Annotated in this window: 28 protein-coding genes and 1 pseudogene; 13 read left to right on the top strand and 16 right to left on the bottom strand. The window is 58.9% G+C overall.

Annotated features, from left to right (window positions below; genetic code table 11):
- Positions 1-158 precede the first annotated feature (158 nt).
- From CAG47_RS03215 to CAG47_RS03200, 4 genes are all read left to right on the top strand, one after another.
- Positions 159-446, top strand: a complete 288-nt coding sequence (locus CAG47_RS03215) for a hypothetical protein (protein ID WP_085723470.1) — start codon at positions 159-161, stop codon at positions 444-446.
- Positions 447-518: 72 nt separating this feature from the next.
- Positions 519-683 (top strand): DUF1328 domain-containing protein, encoded by a 165-nt coding sequence (locus CAG47_RS03210; protein ID WP_085723469.1) that lies wholly within the window; start codon positions 519-521, stop codon positions 681-683.
- 831 nt (positions 684-1514) lie between these two features.
- Positions 1515-2846: a glutamate/aspartate:proton symporter GltP gene (gene gltP / locus CAG47_RS03205; protein WP_085723468.1), complete on the top strand. Its 1332-nt coding sequence runs from the start codon at positions 1515-1517 to the stop codon at positions 2844-2846.
- A gap of 191 nt (positions 2847-3037) precedes the next feature.
- Positions 3038-4267 (top strand): nucleoside recognition domain-containing protein, encoded by a 1230-nt coding sequence (locus CAG47_RS03200; RefSeq protein WP_085723467.1) that lies wholly within the window; start codon positions 3038-3040, stop codon positions 4265-4267.
- On the opposite strand, the gene CAG47_RS03195 is transcribed toward CAG47_RS03200, so the two are convergent.
- Positions 4249-5346 (bottom strand): aminopeptidase, encoded by a 1098-nt coding sequence (locus CAG47_RS03195; protein ID WP_085723466.1) that lies wholly within the window; start codon positions 5344-5346, stop codon positions 4249-4251. The two genes, CAG47_RS03200 and CAG47_RS03195, sit on opposite strands and share 19 nt — an antisense overlap.
- 59 nt (positions 5347-5405) lie before the next feature.
- On the opposite strand from CAG47_RS03195, the gene CAG47_RS03190 reads away from it, so the two are divergent.
- Together CAG47_RS03190 and CAG47_RS03185 are read left to right on the top strand one after the other, a co-directional pair.
- Entirely contained in the window at positions 5406-5828 is a 423-nt protein-coding gene (locus tag CAG47_RS03190) for a hypothetical protein (protein WP_085723465.1), read from the top strand.
- Positions 5829-5868: 40 nt separating this feature from the next.
- Positions 5869-6288 (top strand): hypothetical protein, encoded by a 420-nt coding sequence (locus tag CAG47_RS03185; protein ID WP_085723464.1) that lies wholly within the window; start codon positions 5869-5871, stop codon positions 6286-6288.
- 4 nt (positions 6289-6292) lie between these two features.
- Here CAG47_RS03185 and CAG47_RS03180 read toward each other — a convergent pair whose 3' ends face one another.
- Positions 6293-6526, bottom strand: a complete 234-nt coding sequence (locus CAG47_RS03180) for a DUF1161 domain-containing protein (RefSeq protein WP_085723463.1) — start codon at positions 6524-6526, stop codon at positions 6293-6295.
- Positions 6527-6638: 112 nt separating this feature from the next.
- On the opposite strand from CAG47_RS03180, the gene CAG47_RS28565 reads away from it, so the two are divergent.
- Positions 6639-6875 (top strand): hypothetical protein, encoded by a 237-nt coding sequence (locus CAG47_RS28565; RefSeq protein WP_158091307.1) that lies wholly within the window; start codon positions 6639-6641, stop codon positions 6873-6875.
- Positions 6838-7839: an LLM class flavin-dependent oxidoreductase gene (locus CAG47_RS03175; RefSeq protein ID WP_085723462.1), complete on the top strand. Its 1002-nt coding sequence runs from the start codon at positions 6838-6840 to the stop codon at positions 7837-7839. The genes CAG47_RS28565 and CAG47_RS03175 overlap by 38 nt, the downstream gene beginning before the upstream one ends.
- 64 nt (positions 7840-7903) lie before the next feature.
- On the opposite strand, the gene CAG47_RS03170 is transcribed toward CAG47_RS03175, so the two are convergent.
- The gene (locus CAG47_RS03170) at positions 7904-8125 is read right to left on the bottom strand and encodes a DUF1161 domain-containing protein (protein WP_085723461.1); all 222 of its coding nucleotides are present in this window, start codon (positions 8123-8125) and stop codon (positions 7904-7906) included.
- 121 nt (positions 8126-8246) lie between these two features.
- A complete protein-coding gene (locus tag CAG47_RS03165; RefSeq protein ID WP_008045871.1) occupies positions 8247-8462 on the bottom strand; it encodes a dodecin in 216 nt (71 codons plus the stop codon).
- A 157-nt stretch (positions 8463-8619) separates the two neighbouring features.
- Here CAG47_RS03165 and CAG47_RS03160 point away from each other — a divergent pair, with 157 nt between their 5' ends.
- Positions 8620-8943, top strand: a complete 324-nt coding sequence (locus CAG47_RS03160) for a YqjD family protein (protein ID WP_085723460.1) — start codon at positions 8620-8622, stop codon at positions 8941-8943.
- Here CAG47_RS03160 and CAG47_RS03155 read toward each other — a convergent pair.
- Entirely contained in the window at positions 8940-9833 is an 894-nt protein-coding gene (locus CAG47_RS03155) for a LysR family transcriptional regulator (RefSeq protein WP_085723459.1), read from the bottom strand. The genes CAG47_RS03160 and CAG47_RS03155 overlap by 4 nt on opposite strands.
- Before the next feature lie 124 nt (positions 9834-9957).
- On the opposite strand from CAG47_RS03155, the gene trpB reads away from it, so the two are divergent.
- The gene (trpB, locus tag CAG47_RS03150) at positions 9958-11178 is read left to right on the top strand and encodes a tryptophan synthase subunit beta (protein WP_085723458.1); all 1221 of its coding nucleotides are present in this window, start codon (positions 9958-9960) and stop codon (positions 11176-11178) included.
- The gene (gene trpA / locus CAG47_RS03145; protein WP_085723457.1) at positions 11178-11990 is read left to right on the top strand and encodes a tryptophan synthase subunit alpha; all 813 of its coding nucleotides are present in this window, start codon (positions 11178-11180) and stop codon (positions 11988-11990) included. Before trpB ends, trpA begins: the two co-directional genes overlap by 1 nt.
- A gap of 118 nt (positions 11991-12108) precedes the next feature.
- Here trpA and CAG47_RS03140 read toward each other — a convergent pair whose 3' ends face one another.
- The 11 genes and pseudogenes from CAG47_RS03140 to CAG47_RS03090 all read right to left on the bottom strand — a co-directional run bounded on the left by CAG47_RS03140 (position 12109) and on the right by CAG47_RS03090 (position 22057).
- A complete protein-coding gene (locus CAG47_RS03140) occupies positions 12109-14070 on the bottom strand; it encodes a DUF4105 domain-containing protein (protein WP_085723456.1) in 1962 nt (653 codons plus the stop codon).
- Positions 14067-14387, bottom strand: a complete 321-nt coding sequence (locus tag CAG47_RS03135) for a DUF2388 domain-containing protein (RefSeq protein WP_008018488.1) — start codon at positions 14385-14387, stop codon at positions 14067-14069. The genes CAG47_RS03140 and CAG47_RS03135 overlap by 4 nt, the downstream gene beginning before the upstream one ends.
- A pseudogene (locus tag CAG47_RS03130) lies at positions 14380-14571 on the bottom strand (DUF2388 domain-containing protein); the annotation flags it as partial. The pseudogene CAG47_RS03130 and the gene CAG47_RS03135, both read right to left, overlap by 8 nt.
- A gap of 55 nt (positions 14572-14626) precedes the next feature.
- Positions 14627-14947: a DUF2388 domain-containing protein gene (locus CAG47_RS03125; protein WP_085723455.1), complete on the bottom strand. Its 321-nt coding sequence runs from the start codon at positions 14945-14947 to the stop codon at positions 14627-14629.
- A 145-nt stretch (positions 14948-15092) separates the two neighbouring features.
- The gene (locus CAG47_RS03120; RefSeq protein ID WP_085723454.1) at positions 15093-15302 is read right to left on the bottom strand and encodes a DUF1127 domain-containing protein; all 210 of its coding nucleotides are present in this window, start codon (positions 15300-15302) and stop codon (positions 15093-15095) included.
- A gap of 257 nt (positions 15303-15559) precedes the next feature.
- On the bottom strand, positions 15560-15775 hold the full coding sequence (locus tag CAG47_RS03115; RefSeq protein WP_007969750.1) for a DUF1127 domain-containing protein: 216 nt from the start codon (positions 15773-15775) through the stop codon (positions 15560-15562).
- A gap of 320 nt (positions 15776-16095) precedes the next feature.
- The gene (locus CAG47_RS03110; protein ID WP_085723453.1) at positions 16096-17589 is read right to left on the bottom strand and encodes an acetyl-CoA hydrolase/transferase family protein; all 1494 of its coding nucleotides are present in this window, start codon (positions 17587-17589) and stop codon (positions 16096-16098) included.
- Positions 17590-17802: 213 nt separating this feature from the next.
- Positions 17803-19236 carry an NAD(P)(+) transhydrogenase (Re/Si-specific) subunit beta gene (locus tag CAG47_RS03105; protein WP_085723452.1) on the bottom strand — a complete coding sequence of 478 codons (1434 nt, stop codon included), beginning with the start codon at positions 19234-19236 and terminating at the stop codon, positions 17803-17805.
- Positions 19233-19589 carry an NAD(P) transhydrogenase subunit alpha gene (locus CAG47_RS03100; protein WP_007992881.1) on the bottom strand — a complete coding sequence of 119 codons (357 nt, stop codon included), beginning with the start codon at positions 19587-19589 and terminating at the stop codon, positions 19233-19235. The genes CAG47_RS03105 and CAG47_RS03100 overlap by 4 nt, the downstream gene beginning before the upstream one ends.
- Positions 19590-19600: 11 nt before the next feature.
- On the bottom strand, positions 19601-20722 hold the full coding sequence (locus tag CAG47_RS03095; protein ID WP_085723451.1) for a Re/Si-specific NAD(P)(+) transhydrogenase subunit alpha: 1122 nt from the start codon (positions 20720-20722) through the stop codon (positions 19601-19603).
- Between the two features lie 435 nt (positions 20723-21157).
- Positions 21158-22057 (bottom strand): LysR family transcriptional regulator, encoded by a 900-nt coding sequence (locus tag CAG47_RS03090; protein WP_085723450.1) that lies wholly within the window; start codon positions 22055-22057, stop codon positions 21158-21160.
- 157 nt (positions 22058-22214) lie between these two features.
- On the opposite strand from CAG47_RS03090, the gene CAG47_RS03085 reads away from it, so the two are divergent.
- The gene (locus CAG47_RS03085; protein WP_085723449.1) at positions 22215-23396 is read left to right on the top strand and encodes an acyl-CoA dehydrogenase; all 1182 of its coding nucleotides are present in this window, start codon (positions 22215-22217) and stop codon (positions 23394-23396) included.
- A 13-nt stretch (positions 23397-23409) separates the two neighbouring features.
- Positions 23410-24630 carry a CaiB/BaiF CoA-transferase family protein gene (locus tag CAG47_RS03080; RefSeq protein ID WP_085723448.1) on the top strand — a complete coding sequence of 407 codons (1221 nt, stop codon included), beginning with the start codon at positions 23410-23412 and terminating at the stop codon, positions 24628-24630.
- Positions 24631-25137: the final 507 nt, after the last annotated feature.

Genomic DNA, 25137 nt, shown 5'->3' with positions numbered 1-25137 from the left:
GCGTGCGAAGTGATTTTTGGGTTCTCGTAATTCATTGATATTCAAGGTTATTAATTCGAATAGAAGCTGGCATGCGGACTGCAATTGTCTGGTTGACCAGGGCCTTCAAAAACGAACGCCCGCCATCCAATACCGACCCGAGTGGTAGGAGCTCCAGGATGAACCGTCAACGTGTCGCCGAGCTGCACCTTTCGCCTGTACCTGTCCAGCAAGGGTTGTTTGCTGTTCTGGCGCTGTTGATCACCCTGATCGGCGGCCAGCAGTTTCTGCGCTGGGAGCAGAGTCAGCCGCCAGAAGTGCTACGCCCAGTGATTTCGCATCCGACCCAAACCCATTTCAGCGCTGTCAGCAGCAGTCAGGCGAATAGCACCCCAATGCGCATGATGGATGTCGACCAGGCTGGGCCTGTGGGTGAGGTACGTCATCAGGAGCGTTGGGTGTTCTAGGCAAAAACTCCGCCGCACCCGATGCGCCGGGCAAACGCAGCACCTCTGGACAGAAGCGTAAGGAGAATCACCATGTTGAGCTGGGCAATCACATTTCTGATTATCGCCATCATCGCCGCCGTTCTGGGCTTTGGTGGTATTGCGGGCACCGCCACGGGTATCGCCAAGATTCTGTTTATCGTGTTCCTGGTGATGTTCATTGCCTCCTTCTTCTTTAGCCGTCGCGGTCGAGGCTGACAGGAGAGGTTTTTCAGGGCACTGGCAGCCACCCTGCTGGCGGGCGCCAGTGCCAGACAGGCTGGACAGCATTCCCCCGACAAGCCTGATCCCCGTATGCAGGACGTGTCGATGGAAGAGCTTGTACATGAAGGAGGCCCCCCGCCTCTTTCAACTTGCGCCACCTGAGGAAGGCCGGCGCATGACCAAGGGGTCGGGACGTTCTGCCTGATTCAGGGGCGGAGTGACCTACGGGTACAGGGAGTACCTGCGCAAGGACCGGGTCAGGAAAGCCGCCGCAAGTTCGCCGGACCGCCCTGGCTCGACGGGCTTGCGAAGGGCTGGATCGAGCAACACATTGAAATAGAGCACTCGTCTCGGTTTCATCAATGTTTTCGCTTACTCGCCCTTGTTGCGCGGGAAAATACTATTCCCGGTGTTTCAACAGTGACCGTATATCGAGAAAAATTACCTTTCTTTGGCCGCTGTTTTTCGCTTCGCCCTGCGCGATTTTGCTGAAAAATCAACGCTCGGCCACCGCTCAAAAAATATTCAATCTGCTCTGTGATGACCGGTTCACGGCACTTATGCCTGCCGAAATGTCGTATTCGAACCGTTTGCGACGTCGCTTTCGGTTAAAAAACCTCATGCCGATTCGGCATGGGGTAGGCGTTTACGGCATTAGACGGCGCTTCCTTGCATCGGAATAGTTGCGCCTTTTTTCGCCTGCCAGAGAGCCGCCAATACGGGTTCCGGGGCACCTTATACGGGGGGACGATGCACTAGACTTTTTCGCCACAAGCGTTCCAGTTCGCGCATCTCCCTGAGTCAAACGCAAGTAAGGGTAAAGATATGAAGAAGGCAAAGCTTAGCCTCGCCTGGCAGATCCTCATCGGTCTGGTATTGGGGATTGCAATCGGTGCGCTGCTCAACCATTTCAGTGCCGAAAAAGCCTGGTGGATCAGCAACGTCCTGCAACCGGCAGGCGATATCTTTATCCGTCTGATCAAGATGATCGTGATCCCGATCGTCATCTCTTCTTTGATCGTCGGCATTGCAGGCGTCGGTGACGCCAAGAAGCTGGGGCGCATCGGCCTCAAGACCATCATTTACTTCGAGATCGTCACCACCATCGCTATCGTGGTCGGTCTGCTGCTGGCCAACCTGTTCCATCCGGGGGCCGGCATCGACATGAGCACCCTGGGTACTGTGGACATTTCCAAGTACCAGGCGACGGCGGCCGAGGTTCAGCATGAACACGCGTTCATCGAAACCATCCTCAACCTGATTCCGTCGAACATTTTCGCGGCCATGGCCCGCGGCGAAATGCTGCCGATCATCTTCTTCTCCGTATTGTTCGGTCTCGGCCTGTCGAGCCTGCAGGCAGATCTGCGCGAGCCGCTGGTGAAGATGTTCCAGGGCGTATCGGAAAGCATGTTCAAGGTCACTCACATGATCATGAACTACGCTCCGATCGGCGTGTTCGCACTGATCGCGGTAACCGTGGCCAACTTCGGTTTCGCGTCGCTGCTGCCGCTGGCCAAACTGGTGATCCTGGTTTATTTCGCCATCGCCTTCTTTGCGTTCGTGATCCTGGGCCTGATCGCTCGCCTGTTCGGTTTCTCGGTGATCAAGCTGATGCGCATCTTCAAGGATGAGCTGGTACTGGCCTACTCCACCGCCAGCTCCGAAACGGTGTTGCCGCGCGTGATCGAGAAAATGGAAGCCTACGGCGCGCCGAAAGCCATTTGCAGCTTTGTGGTGCCGACCGGTTATTCGTTCAACCTCGACGGTTCGACCCTGTACCAAAGCATCGCGGCAATCTTCATTGCCCAGCTGTATGGCATCGACCTGTCGATCAGCCAGCAACTGCTGCTGGTGCTGACCCTGATGGTCACCTCCAAAGGCATCGCCGGCGTACCGGGCGTGTCCTTCGTGGTCCTGCTGGCCACCCTCGGCAGCGTCGGTATCCCACTGGAAGGCCTGGCGTTCATTGCCGGTGTCGACCGTGTCATGGACATGGCTCGTACCGCATTGAATGTGATCGGTAACGCCCTGGCTGTTCTGGTTATCGCTCGTTGGGAAGGCATGTACGACGCCGCCAAGGGCCAGCGCTACTGGAACTCCCTGCCGCACTGGCGCAGCAAGGAACAACTGCCAGCAGGCGAAGTGTCCAAGAACTGACACACCCCCCCCTGTAGGAGCGAGCATGCTCGCGATGGTGGCAGGAGCACCGCGCTTATCCAGAATGCCCGCGTCATCGTTGGCGTCCATCGCGAGCAGGCTCGCTTCTACAACAAACCCCGGAGAAATCCGGGGTTTGTCGTTTCTGGCCACCCCGCTATCATTCGCGGATCTTTTGGGGGATTTGACTGATGCTCAATGGCCTGTGGCTTGGCTTTTTCATCGTGGCAGCCGTTTCGGCGCTGGCGCAGTGGCTGGTCGGTGGCAACGCCGGGATATTCGCGACGATGGTGGAGAGCATTTTCGCCATGGCCAAGCTGTCGGTCGAAGTCATGGTGCTGCTGTTCGGCACCCTCACCCTGTGGCTGGGTTTTCTGCGCATTGCCGAGAAAGCCGGGATCGTCGAATGGCTGGCCAAGGCCCTGGGGCCACTGTTTCTGCGCCTGATGCCTGAAGTCCCGCCGGGCCATCCGGCCATCGGCCTGATCACCCTGAACTTCGCCGCCAATGGCCTCGGCCTGGACAACGCCGCCACGCCAATCGGCCTCAAGGCCATGAAAGCGCTGCAAGAGCTCAATCCCAGCGCTACCGTCGCCAGCAACGCACAGATCCTGTTCCTGGTGCTCAACGCCTCCTCGCTGACCCTGCTGCCAGTGACCATCTTCATGTATCGCGCCCAGCAAGGCGCGCCGGACCCGACGCTGGTGTTCCTGCCGATCCTTCTGGCGACCAGTTGCTCGACCATTGTCGGCTTCCTGTCGGTGGCGTTCATGCAGCGCCTGCGCGTCTGGGACCCCGTGGTGCTGGCCTACCTGATCCCCGGCGCCCTCGCCCTCGGTGGTTTCATGGCATTGCTGGCGACCCTTTCGGCAACCGCGCTGGCCGGCCTGTCATCGATCCTCGGCAACCTGACGCTGTTTGGCCTGATCATGTTGTTTCTACTGATCGGCGCACTGCGCAAAGTGAAGGTCTACGAGGCCTTCGTCGAAGGCGCCAAAGAGGGTTTCGACGTCGCCAGGAACTTGCTGCCCTATCTGGTGGCGATGCTCTGCGCGGTGGGCGTTCTGCGAGCCTCCGGGGCGCTGGATTTCGGTCTGGACGGGATTCGTCATCTGGTGGCGTGGGCCGGTTGGGACACGCGCTTCGTCGACGCGCTGCCGACGGCGCTGGTCAAACCCTTCTCCGGCAGCGCGGCCCGGGCGATGCTGATTGAAACCATGAAAACCTCGGGCGTGGACAGCTTTCCGGCGCTGGTGGCGGCGACGATCCAGGGCAGTACCGAAACGACGTTCTATGTCCTGGCGGTGTACTTCGGCGCCGTCGGCATCCAGCGTGCACGCCATGCCGTCGGTTGTGCATTGCTGGCCGAGCTTGCCGGGGTGTTGGGTGCGATTGGGGTTTGCTACTGGTTCTTTGGTTGACCCGCGTCATCGGCCAACGCTTTCAGCGCGGCTTTTCGCTCGTCCATGGGCAAAGCGCCGAGTTGCTCCACGGCCGCATAAAACTGCGGCCAGTTGCCGTCCATCTGTTGGAACAGCACGGAAAACGCTGGCACCCATTGATCGTACAAACCGAACGGCAATAGCCGGGCATTGTTCATGGGGGCGTGGATCCAGGCGTCGTAGCGTTTGTCTCCCGCCCACTGACTGTCGCGCATCTGCCGATACTCGCTGCGCAAACGCTCGAATTCGGCTGCTTTGCGCTGGCGCATCTGTTCGGTTGGCAATGGCGAGACGTAGAGTTTTTCCAGCCGGGCGCGGGTTTCCAACACCAACTCGATGAACTGATCGCGCTGACGCGCATGCGCATTGTTATCCGGTGGCAGGTGGCGGTAGGCGCGCCATTGGCGAGTACCTTCCTGCTCGACGAAGGTGGCGAAGGATTCGTTGAACGCCGTGTCGTCCTTCACATAGAAACGCTGATGGGCCAGCTCGTGAAAGATCAGCGTGGCCAGTCGCTCATCCCCCCAGGCCATCATCGAACTGATGATGGGGTCGTTGAACCAGCCGAGCGTCGAATAGGCCTCGACTCCGCCAATCGACACGTCCATGCCCTGCAAGCGTTGCAAGGCCGCCTCGCCGCGGGCTGCGCTCTGACTGTAGTAACCGCGGTAGGCCACGCAACCGGCAAAGGGAAAGCAGTGGTTTACGGGCTTGAGGGAAAATTCCGGCGTGACGAAGACATTCCAGAGCACGAAGGGACGGCCAATGTCTGCGTAGAAGCGGTAACTCTGGTTATCCGGCAGGTGCAATTGCTGGCTGGCGAACGTTCGGGCTTTTTGCGATTGCTCAAGGTGCGTGCGCAGGTTTTGGTCGCGCGTCGGGTCGGCAATCACGCTGGAAACCGGCTCCCTCGCCCGCAGCAACTGCAGTTGGCCGCTGGCCAACTGGTTGTAGTAGCTGACGCTGGCGCAACCGTTGAGCAACAAAAACAACGCACTCGGAAACAAAACGCGAAAAACGCGATCAAGTAATCCAGGGCTAGGAAGCGGCCTGATCACAATAATTCTTCCTTGGAGAGTCTTTCCACAAGACTATCCCGCCAGACTGGAGCTCCGCTATGCGCACGTTGATACTGACAGCAAGCCTGCTGTTGCTGGCCGGCTGTGCCGGTTTCGGATTCCCCCGCCATGATCCCGCGCAAGCCTGGATCGATCTGGACTCGAAGCCAGAAGATACGGCATTGCAGGCACTGGAGGTCGATGACAAGGCCACCGACGATAAACGCTATTTCCAGGTCCAACCCGGTAGCCATGAGTTGACGGTGCGCTACCAGTTCTCGGTCCAGCCCACCAACATCGGTCCCGACGCCGAGCCGTTGTGGCGCGATTGTCAGTTGAATGTGAAATTCAAAGCTTTCAACGCGGGTGAGCGTTATCAACTGCAAGCGGGGAATATCGGTTTTCGGCCCTGGGCAAAACTCTACGATCAACAGCGAAAGGTAGTTGGTCTGGGCACGCCAGCGGGCTGTCAACACACCTGATCGGCGTTATGCTGGATGCACACCCCTTGGGACATCCATCATGCGCAGGTTGATGCTGTTACTCGCCGCCGGTGTTGTCGCCGGCTGCCAGAGCCCGATGCCGACACCCAATCCACAAATGGCCTGGGTCGAATTCTCGACGCCCTTCCCTAACGACAAATTGTTGATGGCCGAGCGACTGGATAAACAACGCCTGCGCGACGGGCGTTTTTTCGAAGTCACGCCCGGTAGCCACGAACTGATCGTCCGCTTCGACTTTGAAGTGCCCGGCGGCGGATTGGGCATGATGAGCGGCCCTTCGGAACGGCTGTGCTACCTGACCATCAATTACGATCATTTCGAAGCCGGGCAGCGTTATGTGCTCGAAGGTCGCTCAATTGCCTTCATCCCCGGCGCCCGGCTGTACAACGCCAAGCGGGAGATCGTCGCGGAAGATCGGGAATCCTACTGTCTGATGTGAGGTGTCAGCGATCGTTCTTCTGGTAGATGATTTTTTTGCTGCCGTTTTCGCACGAGCCAACGACCATGTTCTGGTCGTGCACTTCGTCATTGCTGACGATTTCAAGTGTGTAGGCGGTCACGCCACTGGCCTGGATCTTGGCTTCGATCTCGGCCTTGAGCTCTTCGCAGGGTTTTGGTGCCGCCAGGGCCGAAGTGGCCAGTGCGCAACAGATAACCGCCAGGGCAAAACGTTTCATGGTTGAAGCTCCTTTGACGCAGCACGTACAGTCATGGGTTTTCGCTGCTGTCATTTATTCGACCACAGTTTTAGCGGTCGAGTCTGTCACGACGCAAAAATAGATCGCAGCCTTGCGCAACCTGCTGAATGATTTCGGCAGTTTGCGCAAGGCTGCGATCTTTTCGTCTGATCAATCTGCTTTTTTCGCGGGATTTTTTACCGGGCTATTGAAACTCGGGTATATGCCCACATTGCATGAACACGCTTTTGGATTCGGCAGGTTTGCGTTCGCAAGAACAAACCTGCGCCCTCAATTGGAGAAGCAGGTTTATGAAACGACTGTCCGATATCAAGTTCTCGACCCTTGATCTGGTGCCGGTGCGCGAGAACGGCAGCGCGGCCCAGTCGCTGCGCAACTCGCTGGACCTGGCGCAGCACGTCGAGAAGTTCGGTTACAACCGCTTCTGGGTGGCTGAACACCACAACATGGACGGCATCGCCAGTTCCGCGACTTCGGTGTTGCTCGGTTACCTGGCCGGCGGTACGTCGACCATTCGAGTCGGTTCTGGTGGGGTGATGTTGCCCAACCACGCACCGCTGGTGATCGCCGAACAGTTCGGCACCCTGGAAAGCCTCTATCCGGGGCGGATCGACCTGGGCCTGGGGCGCGCCCCCGGTTCCGACCAGATGACCGCACGTGCGTTGCGCCGTGAACGCTCGGGCAGCGCCGACGACTTCCCGGAAGATGTGGCGGAACTGGTGCGCTACCTCGGGCCACGTACCCCGGATCAACGCATCATCGCCATGCCGGGAACCGGGACCCAGGTGCCGGTCTGGTTGTTGGGATCGAGCCTGTTCAGTGCGCAGCTGGCGGGTGAGCGTGGTTTGCCCTACGCCTTCGCTTCGCATTTCGCGCCGCGCTACATGCATGAAGCGATTCGGGTCTACCGCAATCACTTCAAGCCGTCAGCCGTTCTGGAAAAACCCTACGTGATGCTCGGTGTGCCATTGGTGGCAGCCGATACCGACGAGCAGGCCGATTACCTGGCGACTTCGGTGTTCCAGCGGATTCTGGCCCTGATGCGTGGCCAAAGCCTGGTGCAACGTCCGCCAGTGAAAACCATGGACGGCCTGTGGCTACCCCACGAAAAAGAGGCCGTACATGATTTCCTTGGCCTGGCCATGATCGGCAGCCCGCAGAAAATCCGTGCCAAGCTTGATGTCCTGATCGAACAGACCCAGGCTGACGAGCTGATTTTCACCTGTGACCTGTACGAACATTCGGATCGCGTGCATTCCTACGAGCTGCTGGCGCAGGTCATGCGAGGCTGATACTCAAACGGCATGAAAAAGCCGGCGCCAGAGCGTCGGCTTTTTCATTCGGGCAAGTATCGGCCTACTTTTTATAGACGATCACCTTGGCGCCTGCTTCGCATTTACCAACAACTTTCCCGCCAGCAGCGGAACCTTTATCGACAATCTCCAGCGAATAACCGGAAACGCCCTTGGCATCAAGTTTCGCTGCGATTTCGGCTTTCAGCTCTTCACATGGCTTGCCACCCGCCAATGCGCTCCCCGCAAGGCTCAGCAAACCTACTGCCAATATAAACTTCTTCATCGGTTGCATTCCCTGGTCGGATCATAGGGGTAACCAGCCGTCAGCCGGACGTACTCATGTAGTGTTTTGCCAATCCCTATGGCATTCGGCCGGCGTGCAAGTTCAGAAGACTAGCCCAAAGTCAGCTGCTGGCAATCCGGAATCCGACTTTCAAGGTGACCTGAAAGTGCGCAGCCTTGCCGTCCCTGATGTGCCCACGGGTCTCGGTTACTTCAAACCATTCCATGTACTTGATGCTTTTGCTGGCTTCGGCCAGCGCGTTGTTGATCGCATCTTCGATACTGCTGGTGGACGAGCCGATCAGCTCGACTTTCTTGTAGGTGTGATGGTCAGACATGGCGTTCTCCTCTGCGTGTGAATTACAGCCTAGCAGTGATTTTTCCGATTTCTTCCGTTGGCCGTTCTGAGTGTGAAGTTCAGATTTTCTGCACTTTCTCGAACCCGTGAAGTCCCAACCAACACACGCCACTCATCACCAATGCAGGAGAGCCACCATGGCCAACAGCTCGCTACGCAAAGCCTCATTGCAAAGCATGGAAGCGGAGATCGAGAGTCTGCTCAAGTCTTTGGAAAACCTGAAGGACGACGCCTCGGACGAGTCGCGTAAAACCCTCAAGACCTTGAAAAGCAACGCCGAGAATGCCTTGCAGCACTCGCGCCATCTGCTTGCCGATGCCTATGAAGAGGTCAAGGTAAAAACCCGCGAAACCGGGATTGCTACCCGCGACTACGCTCAGCAACACCCCTGGACAACAGCTGGTGTCGCCGTGGGCGCATTGGGCCTGCTGGCCGCTTACCTGTTGTGCAAGCGTGATTAATCCGCTCGACGCAGCTCATTCTTGAGCCACTGCGCCAGTTGCCGGGCGCGCCCGTCCGCGGCGCGCTTGGGCAGCCACAACGCCAGTTGTGCCGGGGTTTCATTGAAACCCCATGGCGCAACCAGGCGGCCGGCTTTCAAGTCCTCCGTCACCAGGGGTTCGGGGGCAATCGCCACGCCCAGCCCCGCGACGGCGGCTTCGAGCAAGTAATACAAATGTTCGAATCCTTGACCGTACTTCAACGCCCTGGCGTCGAGGTCGCGAGGTTGCGCCCAGTTAGGCCAGGCTTGCGGGCGTGAGGTGGTGTGCAGCAAGGGTTCGCTCAGCAGTGCAGCGTCCGGCGCGTCCTTGAGCCGTTCATAGCCGGCGAACCGCGGGCTCATGACCGGACCGATGCGCTCGCTGGCCAGCTCGAAAACCTGCATGTCCGCCGGCCAGGGTGGCTCGGCGAAGACCAGCAAGGCATCCAGCCCCGGTCTGCGCGGATCGAGGTCGCCTTCTCCGGCCGACAGGTGCAGGCGCAAGTCCGGCAGGTCGGCATTGAGTCTCCCCAGTCGCGGGATAAACCATCGCGCCAGCAGGCTACCCGAGCAACCGAGCACGAATGGAGCATCGGCCGTGCTTTGCGTGAGTTCGGCGCAAACATTGCGCAGGCGCTCGAAGGCTTCGCTGCTGGCGTCACGCAGCCGCAGCCCGGCATCTGTGAGTTTAAGGCCGCGCCCGTCCTTGATGAACAGGTTAACCCCCAGGTGCTCCTCCAGCGCTTTCAATTGCCGACTGACCGCGCCGTGGGTGACGTGCAACTGCTCGGCGGCCTGACTGACGCTGTTCAAGCGGGCAGTGGCTTCAAAGGCGCGGAGCGCGTTAAGCGGAGGAAGACCATGGCTCATGTTATCTGTGAGTTTTCCTGACAGGTTGCGGCGATCTTATCGGTTTTCAGCTCGGGGCGTCAGGGGTAGAGTGAACCCCACGATCTCTTTATGCATCACTTCACGCATTCAACTGGAGCGCCAAATGACCCAGACTAATCTGCGCAACGGCCCTGATGCCAACGGCCTGTTTGGCGCGTTCGGTGGCCGCTACGTTGCCGAAACCCTGATGCCGTTGATTCTCGACCTGGCCCGCGAATATGAGCTGGCCAAGGAAGATCCTGCATTCCAGGAAGAATTGGCCTACTTCCAGCGCGATTACGTCGGACGTCCAAGCCCGCTGTACTTCGCCGAGCGTCTGACCGAGTTCTGTGGCGGCGCGAAAATCTACCTCAAGCGCGAAGAGCTGAACCACACCGGCGCACACAAGATCAACAACTGCATCGGCCAGATCCTGCTGGCGCGGCGCATGGGCAAGAAACGCATCATCGCCGAGACTGGCGCCGGCATGCACGGTGTGGCCACGGCCACCGTCGCCGCGCGTTTCGGTCTGGACTGTGTGATCTACATGGGCACCACTGACATCGAGCGTCAGCAGGCCAACGTGTTCCGCATGAAACTGCTGGGCGCCGAGGTGATCCCGGTGGTGGCCGGTACCGGCACACTGAAAGACGCGATGAACGAGGCCCTGCGTGACTGGGTAACCAACGTCGACAGCACCTTCTACCTGATCGGCACCGTGGCCGGTCCGCACCCTTACCCGGCGATGGTTCGCGACTTCCAGGCAGTCATCGGCAAGGAAACCCGCGAGCAACTGCAAGCCCAGGAAGGCCGCCTGCCGGACAGCCTGGTGGCGTGCATCGGCGGTGGTTCCAACGCCATGGGGCTGTTCCACCCGTTCCTCGACGACAAAAGTGTCGAGATCATCGGCGTTGAAGCCGCCGGTTATGGCATCGAGACTGGCAAGCATGCAGCCAGCCTGAACGGTGGAGTTCCAGGCGTTCTGCACGGCAATCGTACTTTCCTGCTGCAGGACGACGATGGCCAGATCATCGACGCCCATTCGATCTCCGCTGGCCTGGACTACCCGGGCATCGGCCCGGAACACGCCTGGTTGCATGACATCGGCCGCGTTCAGTACACCTCGGTGACCGACGACGAAGCCCTCGCTGCATTCCACCAGTGCTGCCGCCTGGAAGGGATCATCCCTGCCCTGGAAAGCTCCCATGCCCTGGCTGAAGTATTCAAGCGCGCACCGAACCTGCCAAAGGATCACCTGATGGTGGTCAACCTGTCCGGCCGTGGCGACAAGGACATGCAGACCGTGATGCACCACATGGAACAATCGAAGCAGGAGAAACACTGATGAGCCGCCTGCAAACGCGTTTTGCCGAACTCAAGGAACAGAACCGCGCCGCCCTGGTGACCTTCGTGACCGCTGGCGATCCGGGCTATGACACCTCCCTGGCAATCCTCAAGGGTTTGCCGGCGGCTGGCGCCGACGTGATCGAACTGGGTATGCCCTTCACCGACCCGATGGCTGACGGCCCGGCAATCCAGCTCGCCAACATCCGTGCATTGGGCGCCAAACAGAATCTGGCGAAAACCCTGCAAATGGTTCGCGAGTTCCGCCAGGACAACAACGAAACGCCACTGGTGCTGATGGGTTACTTCAACCCGATCCACAAATACGGCGTTCCGCGGTTCATTGCCGAAGCCAAAGAGGCTGGTGTTGACGGTCTGATCGTGGTCGACCTGCCGCCAGAGCATAACGGCGAGTTGTGCGACCCGGCGCAGGCAGCGGGCCTGGACTTCATTCGTCTGACTACGCCAACCACCGACGATGTGCGTCTGCCGACCGTTCTCAACGGCAGCTCCGGTTTCGTTTACTACGTGTCGGTGGCCGGTGTGACTGGCGCCGGTGCCGCCACGCTGGAGCACGTCGAAGAAGCGGTCGCCCGTCTGCGCCGCCATACCGACCTGCCGATCAGCATCGGTTTCGGTATCCGGACTCCGGAGCAGGCAGCGTCCATCGCGCGTCTGGCCGATGGCGTGGTGGTGGGTTCGGCGTTGATCGATCACATCGCCAATGCCACCTCCCCGGAACAAGCCGTGGATGGCGTGCTGAGCCTGTGCTCGGCGTTGGCCGATGGCGTGCGCAAGGCACGCAACAGCTGAGGATTTGGAACCTCACGGTACTGTAGGAGCGAGCATGCTCGCGATGGACTCGAGAGCGACGCGTTTTGCCAGTCAACACGCGTTACCGTTAACGACCATCGCGAGTACAGGTACCGAGTCAAGGCAACTCCAACCCGCCTGATGCCTTGTGCAGTTTGCGCAGGTGCTCACCGATCTGTTTCATGTTGGCCTCGTTGGCGGCCATTTCGGCGGCACGACTCGGTTCGAGCAACGCTCTCACTTCCTTGTCCAGATCTCCGGACAGCGCCAGGAGCTGTTTCTGGCGCTGGCTGCTTTCCGATTCCAGATGCTCCCACTCGCTCGGCTGTGGCAAGCCATAACCGTTGGTGCCTAGCAGTTCAGCCGGACGGCTGAGGAAGCCACTGTTGTTGAGAATGTTCTTGAGTGTCTCGTTGGCCTTATCCATGCCGCCATTCTTCAGCTCACGAGCGCCCAGATAACGCTGTTTCACTTCATCCTGAGCCAGCAGCAACTGTCGGCGGAAGCTCGCTTGCTCCAGCAAAAGCAGCGCCGCACTGGTGCGCAAGTCGGCCTTCTCGAACCATTGCCGACGTTCCTCGGCTTTCAAGTCGAGCCAGTCTTCAACTTTTTCCTGTTTGACCGGCAAGTGCTTTTTCAGCACTTCAAACATGGCCTGATAGCGATCGCGGAAGGAGTCGAAACGGTAGCCCAGACGCAGCGCTTCCTTGGGATCATCCAGCACGCTGGTATCCGCCAGGCCTCGGCCCTTCAGCACTTCCAGCAAGCCGTTGGGCATGATGTTGTCGAGCCCGACCAATTTCGGGTTGTTGGTCCCGCCGCGCAGCAGTTTCAGTTCTTCCACTGCGCAGTTGTTGGACAGGAAGAAGTAGTTGCCGTCGTAACTCCAGTGCATCTCGGCGGCACGTCCCACCACCTCTTCAATCTCTTTGCGCGACAGGTTCAGAGGCACGGAGGCCAGGCTGCGCAGTTCAGTCTTGGTGTACTCGTCGATGACCTGCGAGAGCGGCAGGATGAATAACCGTGACGGGTATTTACCCACCAGGCCATCCCAGCTCGACAGCTGTACGTCGCCGACGAAGGCTCGGTACGACAGCACCAGATGCTGGTCCAGGTCCAGTCGACAATCAGGCCCGAGGGGGCGGCCCGGTGCGCAGATCACCAGGCGCAGCATGCTATGGCCCCAGCGGCTGAACAGGTTCTGGTTAGCCTCGGCCAGCAGATAGTCAACGGCATAGACCCGTTCCGGATCAACCTGCCCGAGTGGTGTCCTGGCGAAATCGTTGCCGGCATTGAGGAACGCGAAGGTCTTGCTGCAAGCGTCCCAGGTGGCGGGCGCCCAGCCGAAATGTTCTTTGTAGTAGCGGTACAGCGCAGGGCGGCGACAAGCGTAGCTCGGGTCGAGGAGGAAGTATTCCATGTTGACCGCGACGAATTCCTTTGGACTGCTGGTCTCGTAGAGGTCCGGGCTGCGGGCAATCTGGCGATTGTGCTGTTCGCGTTCACCGCGACGGCCCACGTATTGCTGCCAGCCGGCGAGGTCGAGCAGGCGCGGATCGTCACTGAGGGTAAAACGCCGATCGGACTGGCCGCGACATTGATCGGGAATGCCAACCAGCCCGGCGCTGTTGTTGCGCTGGGTGCAGCGCTGAATCAGCTTGCGCTCGGCATCCGGCCACAGGCGCGAACGGTCGTAGATGTGAGTCAGCTCGTGCAACACAGTGGCTAGCATTTCCCGGCGCACGGTGCCGTGGGGTCGATGGGTTTTTTTGCTCGCGGCGCTGCCATCGGTGAGGCTGGCCAGCAGGTTGCGGTTCAGATCGAGCTCAGACACCAGCGATGCCTGGCCGTAGGCATTATGCGGCATGTCATCGGTCCAGCCGACGACGATACGTCGGTCCAACTGCTCGATGAAGCGTGGCGGTAGCGCTCGCACGGCTTCATCAAGCAAGGCCTGGCTGGCTTGCTGTTGCGCGGAGGTCAGACCTTCGGTCTTGAGCTGTAGTTGAAGGCCTGCGTGGGCCGTGTTGCCGAGTAGCAACAAGGCCCCGGCCAGCAGCCAGGCGCCAGGACGCCTCACAGTGCGAGAATGGCTTCGGCGAGATCCTGATCGCTGGCGTCACGGGCTTCCGGCACGCGTGTGCGCAGCAAGTCGAAAGCGGATTCCAGATGAGCGCCACGAATGTCGCCATTGCTGGCAACGAAACTGGCGGCGTCGTCCTGGGCTTCGCGCACGATTTTCGAGTCGCGAATGGACGTGGTGGTATCGGAAGTGAAATCAAGGGTGCGCTGGGTAGCACGGATCAGCATGTTACTGGTGGCAACCAGAGTATGTGCCTGGGTCACATCGGCCAACAGCAGCAGGCCCAAGGTGGCGGCAATCAACGGGTTACGCATGGAACGACTCCAGAAAAAACAGGGATAACCATTGGACGAGAATTGCCTGTGCCAGTTCAAGGTCGCTGGCATGAAGTTTTGCCTGGGTTCGGCGCAGATAACGCAGGGCTGGCTCCAGTCGCGCGCCCCTCAGCTGGCCGTCACTGGCAATGAACGCCGCAGCGTCATCGTGGGCGGCGAGCAGTGCCATTGTCGAAACATTGGGGCACGTCGAGCGTGCCCCATGTCCGAACAGCCGTTTAGATCGTCAGGATCGCCTGAGCCAGTTGTGCGTCTGTTGCGCTCAGTTGCGGCGCCTTATGGCGAATGTGGTCGAGGGCGCTTTCCAGCTTCACACCTCGGATGGAGCCTTCGGTGGCAACGAAGCTGGCGGCGTCGTCACGGGCGGCGAGGACGATCTTGTCATCCTTGAACGACGACGAGACGATGTTGGTGGTCGCATCGGAAGTGGCTTTGAGCGCGTTGACAACAGCATCCGTGGTCACAACGAAGCTGGTGGCTTGGGCGCTTGCAGCCACGGCAAACAGTGCGGCAGCGCTAAGCAGGCGTAGGCGGGTCATGGAATAACTCCTTTGGGTCGATCAATTGAAATATGGCGCAGTGTCTGCAAGGTCGGACGCCAGGCACTCGGCGTTCGCCACGTTCTGGAGTGATATTAGGCCTGTAGGTGTCAGTTCGAACAGTCCCGACCTTGCAAGCAGATAGTCAGCGCCAGAACGGTTTGTCCAGTTCATTGCAGCGCTCGGCGAGGCTGATACCCAGATCCGCTAGCTGGCGATCATCGAGTTGAGCCAGCAAACGTCGCGTTCTCGCCCTTTCCAGTCCAGCGAAGAGTCTCTTCGGCAGCCCTTTGAGCCAATGCCGGCAAGGTTGCCATTGAGCTGAGGTAATGGAAAAACACTGTAGGTTTTTCATGGAACGGTCCCTGTCCGATAAGTGAAGAGCTCCATGCTGACACCATCCGAATACCTGCCACAGACACACTGCAGCGATATTGTACCTATTCAGTTTGTGTGTTTTGCAAACTGTACTGGTGATGAGGTTTCCCTTCTGTAGGGCCAGGATTGACAGGCCAAAACGACAAGACCCGTCGTGGTTTCCCACGACGGGTCTTGTTTTTTCAATTCGGGTTGCTGGCGGTGGACCTTCAGGTCAGAGCCAGCGACGCTAACTTAGCGCCAGAACGGCTTGCTCAGCTCTTCGTAGCGTTGCGCTTCGCTGATCCCGGCGTCAGCCAGCAGACGCGAGTCCAGGCGAGCCAGTTGATGGCGGCTGGTGATGCGGCGCTGCCACAACATCAGGTTGGCGATAACGCGCAGAGGCAGGGAAGCCTGGGTTTTTGCAGCAGTGTCTTCGAAGAACAGATCGGAACTGAGTGTACGTTCCATGGTGGTCATCCTTCCGCTTATGGCGGGATTAGGTAGTGGTTTAACTGGTGCCCATGATCCTCCTGTTTGCCTAGTCTCTGTAGATACAGTTCATCTGTATTGTGAGAGCTCAGTTAACTGTTTATAGGGGGTGTGCCGGTCTAAATTGAGGCAACTGTACCTATGCGCACTGCTTTGGTGCGAAATTGCAATTTTAGCTCGGTGGTGTGGGGATTTTCCGTAGGAAATGACCAGTACAGCAGTACAGTTTTTTTCATATTGCGAGAAGGGCAAAAGCAAGCTGACGAAACTGTGTTTGCGTCAGCCGCTTTCTGTACCAATTACTTCTTCAGCATTTGCCCGGTTTCTTCCAGGTTCATGTGCCAACTCAGGGCGTCACGCAGAATGTGTGGGGTGTGTCCGCCGATGGCGCATGCGGCAGTGAAGTATTCGTTCAGCGCCTGGCGGTAATCGGGGTGCACGCACTTGTCGATGATGACCCGGGCACGCTCCCGGGGCGCCAGGCCACGCAAATCGGCCAGGCCCACTTCGGTCACGAGGATATCGACGTCATGTTCGGTATGGTCAACATGGCTGACCATCGGCACCACGCTGGAGATCGCACCGCCCTTGGCGATCGACTTGGTCACGAATACGGACAGGTGCGCGTTCCGGGCGAAGTCGCCCGAGCCACCGATGCCGTTCATCATCCGCGTGCCGCAGACGTGAGTGGAGTTGACGTTGCCATAGATGTCGAACTCCAGGGCTGTGTTGATACCAATGATGCCGAGGCGGCGCACGACTTCAGGGTGGTTGGAGATCTCCTGCGGGCGCAGAACCAGTTTGTCCTTGTAGCGTTCCAGATTGCCGAAAACATCGGCATTACGCCGGCTCGACAGGGTGATCGAGCTGCCGGAAGCAAAGCTCAGCTTGCCAGCATCGATCAGGTCGAAGGTCGAGTCCTGTAGCACCTCGGAGTACATCGTCAGGTCTTCGAACGGCGAGTCGATCAGGCCACACATTACCGAGTTGGCAATAGTGCCGATACCGGCTTGCAGCGGGCCGAGCTTGTTGGTCATGCGCCCGGCTGCCACTTCCTGTTTGAAGAAGTCGATCAGGTGGTCGGCAATGGCTTGGGTCTCGGCGTCCGGTGCCAGCACTGTGGAGGGGGAGTCCGCCTGATTGGTCACCACAATGGCAACGATCTTGTCCGCTGGAATCGGGATGGCGGTGCTGCCAATGCGGTCGTCGACTTTGACCAATGGAATCGGGGTGCGGGTCGGGCGATAGGTCGGAATATAGATGTCGTGCAGGCCTTCGAGGTTCGGATTGTGCGCCATATTGATCTCGACGATCACATGCTTGGCGAAAATCGCGAAGCTGGCCGAGTTGCCTACCGAGGTGGTTGGCACGATATGCCCTTGCTCGGTGATCGCAACGGCTTCAATCACGGCAATGTCCGGCAGTTTCAGTTGCTGGTTGCGCAATTGCTCAACGGTTTCCGACAGGTGCTGGTCGATGAACATGACTTCACCGGCGTTGATCGCCTTGCGCAGGGTGCTGTCGACCTGGAACGGCATGCGTCGCGACAGCACGCCAGCTTCGGTCAATTGCTTGTCGAGGTCGTTACCCAGGCTTGCGCCTGTCATCAGGCTGATCTTCAACGGCGTGACCTTGGCACGCTCGGCCAGCGCCTGAGGAACGGCCTTGGCTTCGCCAGCGCGAGTAAAGCCACTCATGCCGACGGTCATGCCGTCCTCAATCAGGGCGGCAGCGTCGGCAGCGCTCATCACTTTGTCCAACAACGAAGGCAGGCGAATACGGTCACGGTACATGGATTGTTATCTCGGGCAACGGGTAGCAGGACGTGCAGTCTAGTGAATTGCGCCGACTTCTGTCCCGCTACCAAGGTCGCAATCGAGGCGTCTATTGCGGGCCTTTCAAGCAAAACACCGTTACCGGATCGGTAACAAAAGAATAGTTTGTCCGACGATTTGCACAAACAAAAACGCCCCGACGAGTCGGGGCGTTTCGTGTGCCGCAGAGGGTTAGTCGACGGCTTTTACCATGTCTTCGATGACCTTTTTAGCGTCACCGAACACCATCATGGTTTTATCCAGGTAGAACAGTTCGTTGTCCAGGCCGGCATAGCCGCTGGCCATCGAGCGCTTGTTGACGATGATGGTCTTGGCCTTGAACGCTTCGAGGATCGGCATGCCGGCAATCGGCGATTTCGGATCGTTCTTCGCCGCTGGGTTGACCACGTCGTTGGCGCCCAGCACCAGCACCACGTCGGCCTGGCCGAACTCGGAGTTGATGTCTTCCATCTCGAACACCTGGTCGTAAGGCACTTCGGCCTCGGCCAGCAACACGTTCATGTGGCCCGGCATGCGACCGGCAACCGGGTGGATCGCATACTTCACGGTGACACCGCGATGGGTCAGCTTCTCGGTCAGTTCCTTCAGCGCATGCTGCGCCCGTGCTACCGCCAGGCCATAGCCCGGAACGATGATCACGGTGTCGGCGTTGGTCAGCAGGAAGGTGGCGTCGTCAGCCGAGCCGGATTTCACCGGGCGGGCTTCCTTGGCGCCTGCCGGGCCTGCGTCGGCTGTATTGCCGAAACCGCCGAGCAGTACATTAAAGAAGGAGCGGTTCATCGCCTTGCACATGATGTACGAGAGGATCGCGCCGCTTGAGCCTACCAGCGAACCGGCAATGATCAGCATCGAGTTGTTCAGCGAGAAGCCGATACCTGCCGCTGCCCAGCCGGAGTAGCTGTTGAGCATCGACACGACCACTGGCATGTCCGCGCCGCCGATCGGGATGATGATCAGCACACCCATGATGAAGGCCAGGGCCAGCATCAAGGCGAAGGCGCTGAGGTCGCCGGTCAACATGAAGGTGATGCCCAGGCCCAGGGTAGCCACGCCCAACAGCAGGTTCAGTTTGTGTTGGCCGCTGAACTGTACCGGTGCGCCCTGGAACAGACGGAACTTGTACTTGCCCGACAGCTTGCCGAAGGCGATGACCGAACCGGAGAAGGTGATCGCACCAATGGCGGCACCAAGGAACAGCTCCAGGCGGTTGCCGGCCGGGATCGCGTCACCCAGCTGCGCAACGATACCCAGCGACTGCGGCTCGACCACCGCGGCAATGGCGATGAACACCGCGGCCAGACCGATCATGCTGTGCATGAAGGCGACCAGTTCAGGCATCTTGGTCATTTCAACGCGTTTGGCCATGATCGAACCGGCAGTGCCGCCGATCAGCAGGCCGACGATCACGTAGACGATACCGTCATGGGCCAGTTCGGCACCCAGCTTGTAGATCAGGCCGACCGTGGTGAGAATCGCCAGGCCCATGCCGAGCATGCCGAACAGGTTGCCGCGACGCGACGTGGTGGGGTGCGAAAGGCCCTTGAGCGCCTGGATGAAGCAGACCGAGGCGATCAAATACAGGGAGGTAACCAGGTTCATGCTCATGCTTGCTGCACCTCAGCCTTGACTGCTTCGGCCTTGGCTGCCGGAGCTTTTGCCGGGGCCGCTTTTTTCTTGAACATTTCCAGCATGCGCCGGGTCACCAGGAAGCCACCAAACACGTTGACCGCAGCCAGGGCCACGGCCAGGGTGCCCATGGTCTTGCCCAGCGGTGTCACGGTGAGGGCGGCGGCGAGCATGGCGCCGACGATGACGATGGCCGAGATGGCGTTGGTCACGGCCATCAGCGGTGTGTGCAGTGCCGGCGTCACGTTCCAGACCACGTGGTAGCCGACATAGATGGCCAGCACGAAGATGATCAGGTTGTAGATACCGTGAGAGATCAGCATGTCTTCCATTGTTTTTATCCTCAGCCGTTCTTGCGCACGATCTGGCCGTCGCGGCACATCAGGCACGCGGCGACGATATCGTCTTCAAGGTTGATCACCAGTTGTCCTTCTTTATCGAACAACAGTTTCATGAAGTCCAGCAGGTTGCGGGCGTACAGCGCCGAAGCGTCGGCCGCGACGGCGCCGGCCAGGTTGGTCGGGCCAACGATGGTCACGCCGTTTTCGACGACCACCTGATCGGCCACCGTCAGCGGGCAGTTACCACCCTGGGCTGCGGCGAGGTCGATGACCACCGAGCCTGGTTTCATTTGCGCCACGGTTTCCGCGCTCAGCAGCGTCGGTGCCTTGCGGCCGGGAATCAGTGCGGTGGTGATGACGACGTCCGCCTGTTTGGCGCGTTCGTGCACGGCCACGGCCTGACGTTGCATCCAGCTGGCCGGCATCGGGCGGGCATAGCCGCCGACGCCGACGGCGCATTCACGCTCTTCGTCGGTCTCGTAAGGCACGTCGACGAACTTGGCGCCGAGGGATTCGATCTGCTCTTTTACCGCAGGACGCACATCAGACGCTTCGATCACCGCACCGAGGCGTTTGGCGGTCGCAATGGCCTGCAAACCGGCCACGCCGGCACCGAGGATCAGTACGCGCGCCGCTTTCACGGTGCCCGCAGCGGTCATCAGCATCGGCATGAAGCGAGGGTAATAGTGAGCAGCCAGCAACACGGCTTTGTAACCGGCGATGTTGGCTTGCGAGGACAGCACATCCAGGCTCTGGGCGCGGGAGGTGCGAGGCGCAGCCTCCAGGGCAAAGGCGGTAATGCCGCACTCGGCCAGCTTGGCGATGGTTTCGTTGCTGAACGGGTTGAGCATCCCCACCACAACGGTGCCGCTTTTAATCAGCGTCAGCTCGCTGTCGCTGGGGGCGACCACCTTCAAGATCAGCTCTGCACCAAACGCGTCATTGGCGCTGCCAATGGTTGCGCCTGCCGCTTCATAGGCACTGTCGACAACGCTGGCATTAACGCCGGCGCCGCTTTGTACAGTGACCTTATGACCCTGGCTGATCAGCTTCTTGATGGTTTCCGGGGTTGCAGCAACCCGTGTTTCACCGGTCTGGGTTTCGAGAGGAACACCAATGTGCACGTCAAATCTCCTGCGTGATCTTATTGAGTAAACCCATGCACTACGGATGGTGCGGCTGGGGCGGCCGATCAGCACGATCCCGCCAAATCAGGGCGGGGCGCGGCATTTTGCAGGCGAACTTTGTGCCCTTCAAGGGATTATGACGGGTGACGGAAAATTAACTACAAGTCACCCCGTGACCGAATGTCGCAACCAACCGGCTCGATCCCTTGCAGACCGTGCTTTTCAAGGATTCTGGCTGAAATTGAAGAATTTACACATCGGCCGTATGAATGATGCGGCATCGCTTCGAAATAGTGGCTCAAAGCCGCGTCGTGAGCCGCTTGTGGGACGTTTGTACGGCTTCTCGATACAGTTTGTCGCTATGCGACAAATACTTACATCTGTAGGGCTTGTTTTTTGCTGACTACGAGGTCAAGTAATGGCGGTAGGCCTTTATCCCTCTAGGCTGTAGCTGTGCGCCTGATTTACCAGCCAGTCACGAAACGCCCTTAAAGACGCAGATTCGACCTTTCGCTCAGGAATCATGAGGTAATAAGCCTTGATGCTGGACAGTGCTTGCGGGTTGGCGATCACCAGGCGTTTTTCTTTCAACTCTCTTTGAATCAGGAACGGCGGTATCAGGGCGATGCCCATGTCGTGCATGGCCGCTTGAGCGAGCATGGAGAATAGCTCGTAGCGTGGGCCTGTCATGTCTCGAGGGACATTCAGGTGTTGGGAGTCGAACCATTGGCGCCAGGCATAAGGCCGAGTGGTTTGTTGCAAAAGGGGCAAATCCGCGATTTCACCGGGCGTCAGACTCGTCTTGTTTCCGAGCAGGTTGGGGCTGCAAACGGGCATCGGATTTTCACCCATCAGCCTGTGGGATTCTGTCCCCGACCAATCTGCATCGCCGAAGTAGATGGCGGCATCAAAATCGGTGTCGGCGAACAGGAACGGGCGCGTGCGGTTGGTCAGATTGACAGTCACTTCCGGGTGCTTGTGTTGGAAATCCTTGAGTCGTGGCAGAAGCCACTGGGTGCCGAAGGTCGGAACTACGGCCAGTTCGATGACGTTGGCGCCCTGCTGGCCCATGACCGACAAGGTGTCTCTCTCGACCGCGTCTAGCTGAGTGGCGACCCGTCGGCTGTAGGAAAGCCCGGCCTCCGTCAGCTTCACTCCACGTCGTGAGCGTCGGAACAGTTCTACGCCGAGGAACTCTTCAAGGCTGGCGATCTGTCGGCAAATTGCCCCTTGGGTCAGCGAAAGTTCCTGAGCGGCCTTGGTAAAGCTCTCATGGCGTGCCGCTGCCTCGAAGCTGATCAGGGCGGCGGTGCTGGGTATCTTCCTGCGCATGTACGTCAACCTCACTAATGCATCGCAAAAAAGCTCTTTCGCGACGTTTCGGAGTGAGAAGTTAGCACAACAGTATGCAAAATCCTCGTTTGCCGTAGCGCCGATCCAGGCCTAGGATCACTCCACGTTATTTGACCCGATTCGAGAGGACACACTCATGGGCGGTAAAGTCAGCTTCAACTGGATCGATCCCCTGCTGCTGGATCAACAGCTCACCGAAGAAGAACGCATGATTCGCGACACGGCTGCGCAGTTCGCTCAGCAGAGCCTGGCGCCGCGCATTCTTGAAGCTTTCCGCCACGAGAAGACCGACCCGGCGATCTTCCGCGAAATGGGTGAAGTCGGCCTGCTGGGCGCAACCATCCCTGAGCAGTACGGCGGCAGCGGCCTGAACTATGTCAGCTATGGCCTGATCGCTCGCGAAGTCGAGCGTATCGACTCCGGCTATCGCTCGATGATGAGCGTGCAGTCCTCGCTGGTCATGGTGCCAATCAATGAATTCGGTACCGAAGCGCAGAAGCAGAAGTACCTGCCGAAACTGGCCTCGGGCGAGTGGATCGGCTGCTTCGGCCTGACCGAGCCAAACCACGGTTCCGACCCTGGCGCGATGATCACTCGTGCGCGCAAGGTGGAAGGCGGATACAGCCTCACTGGCAGCAAGATGTGGATCACCAACAGCCCGATCGCCGATGTGTTCGTGGTCTGGGGCAAGGACGATGCCGGCGACATCCGTGGCTTCGTTCTGGAAAAAGGCTGGAAAGGCCTGAGCGCTCCGGCGATTCACGGCAAGGTTGGCCTGCGGGCATCGATCACCGGTGAAATCGTGATGGACAACGTGTTCGTGCCGGAAGAGAACATCTTCCCGGATGTGCGCGGCCTGAAAGGTCCTTTCACCTGCCTCAACTCGGCACGTTACGGCATCTCCTGGGGTGCGCTGGGTGCGGCCGAGTTCTGCTGGCACACCGCTCGCCAGTACACCCTGGATCGTCAGCAGTTCGGTCGCCCATTGGCCGCCACTCAGTTGATCCAGAAGAAGCTGGCCGACATGCAGACCGAAATCACCATGGCGCTGCAAGGCTGCCTGCGCCTGGGTCGCATGAAGGATGAGGGGACTGCGGCAGTCGAAATCACTTCGATGATGAAACGCAACTCTTGCGGCAAGTCCCTGGATATCGCGCGCATGGCTCGCGATATGTTGGGCGGCAACGGCATCTCCGATGAGTTCGGTGTCGCTCGCCACCTGGTGAACCTGGAAGTGGTGAATACCTATGAAGGTACCCACGACGTCCACGCACTGATCCTCGGTCGCGCCCAAACCGGCCTCCAGGCGTTCTATTAACAGGAGAACGTCCATGGGCGCGCTTTCGCATCTGCGGGTACTGGATTTATCACGGGTACTGGCCGGGCCTTGGGCCGGCCAGATCCTGGCCGACCTTGGCGCCGAAGTGATCAAGGTCGAGCGCCCAGGTAACGGCGATGACACGCGCGCCTGGGGGCCGCCGTTCCTTAAAGACGCGTATGGCGAGAACACCAGCGAGGCCGCCTACTACTTGTCGGCCAATCGCAACAAGCAGTCGGTTACCATCGATTTCACGCGCCCTGAAGGGCAGAAGCTGGTGCGCGAACTGGCGGCCAAGTCGGACATCCTGATCGAGAACTTCAAGGTCGGCGGTCTGGCAGCTTACGGCCTGGACTACGAGTCGCTGAAAGCGATCAATCCGGATCTGATCTATTGCTCGATCACCGGATTCGGCCAGACCGGTCCTTACGCCAAGCGTGCCGGTTATGACTTCATGATCCAGGGGTTGGGCGGTCTCATGAGTCTGACGGGGCGACCTGAAGGCGAAGAAGGCGCGGGGCCGGTGAAGGTTGGCGTGGCGCTGACGGACATCCTGACGGGGCTGTATTCGACTGTTGCGATCCTGGCAGCACTTGCGCATCGGGATCACGACGGCGGTGGTCAACATATCGATATGGCTCTACTGGACGTACAGGTGGCTTGTCTGGCCAACCAGGCAATGAACTATCTGACGACAGGCAATGCGCCTAAACGCTTGGGTAATGCTCATCCGAACATCGTGCCCTATCAGGACTTTCCTACGGCGGATGGTGATTTCATCCTTACCGTCGGGAATGATGGGCAGTTCCGCAAATTCGCGGAAGTGGCCGGGCAGCCGCAGTGGGCGGACGATCCGCGTTTTTCGACCAATAAGCTGCGGGTGGCAAACAGGGCTGTACTGATTCCGCTGATTCGCCAGGCAACGGTGTTCAAGACCACTGCTGAATGGGTGGCGCAGCTGGAGCAGGCTGGTGTGCCTTGCGGGCCTATCAATGACGTGGCGCAGATGTTTGCCGATCCTCAGGTGAAGGCGCGTGGGTTGGCTATCGAGCTGCCGCATGCGCTGGCTGGCAAGGTGCCCCAGGTGGCGAGCCCGATTCGACTTTCTGAGACGCCGGTGGAATACCGTTTTGCGCCTCCTTTGCTGGGCGAGCACACGCTGGAGGTTTTGCAGCGGGTGTTGGGTCTGGATGCCGGGGCGGTGTCCGCATTCAAGGCTTCGGGCGTTCTCTGAATGGTCTCTCCTATATAGAGGGGCCTTGACCCCTCTATATAGGCTTCATTTGGGGCGTTTGGCTGCTTTCTACAGATTGTTGATAGAAAACCTGAATCACTGCTTGACGGCAGGTTTCAGATGTCTATAATTCGCCCCACTTCCGGCGCGGTCGAAACGGAAAACTCCTTGATAAACAATGAGTTACGCAGTTTCGACAGCAGGTTGCTTCAGTTCATCGAAGCCGCCAGGGAGTTGAAAAAGAGGTGTTGACAGCAGCGAGTAACGCTGTAGAATTCGCCTCCCGCTGACGAGAGATCTGAAGCGCAAGTGGTTGAAGTTGCAAAGGAAACTTTGAAAACTTCTGAAAATAATCACTTGACAGCAAATGAGGCTGCTGTAGAATGCGCGCCTCGGTTGAGCAAAGCGCTTAACCAACCGCTCTTTAACAACTGAATCAAGCAATTCGTGTGGGTGCTTGTGGGGTCAGACTGCTAGTCAACAGATTATCAGCATCACAAGTTACTC

It is taken from the genome of Pseudomonas sp. R37(2017) (assembly GCF_002113375.1).
Taxonomy (GTDB): Bacteria; Pseudomonadota; Gammaproteobacteria; order Pseudomonadales; family Pseudomonadaceae; genus Aquipseudomonas.
The sequence above is the reverse complement of the archived record's forward strand: the minus strand, read 5'-3'. Positions and strand labels throughout refer to the sequence as shown.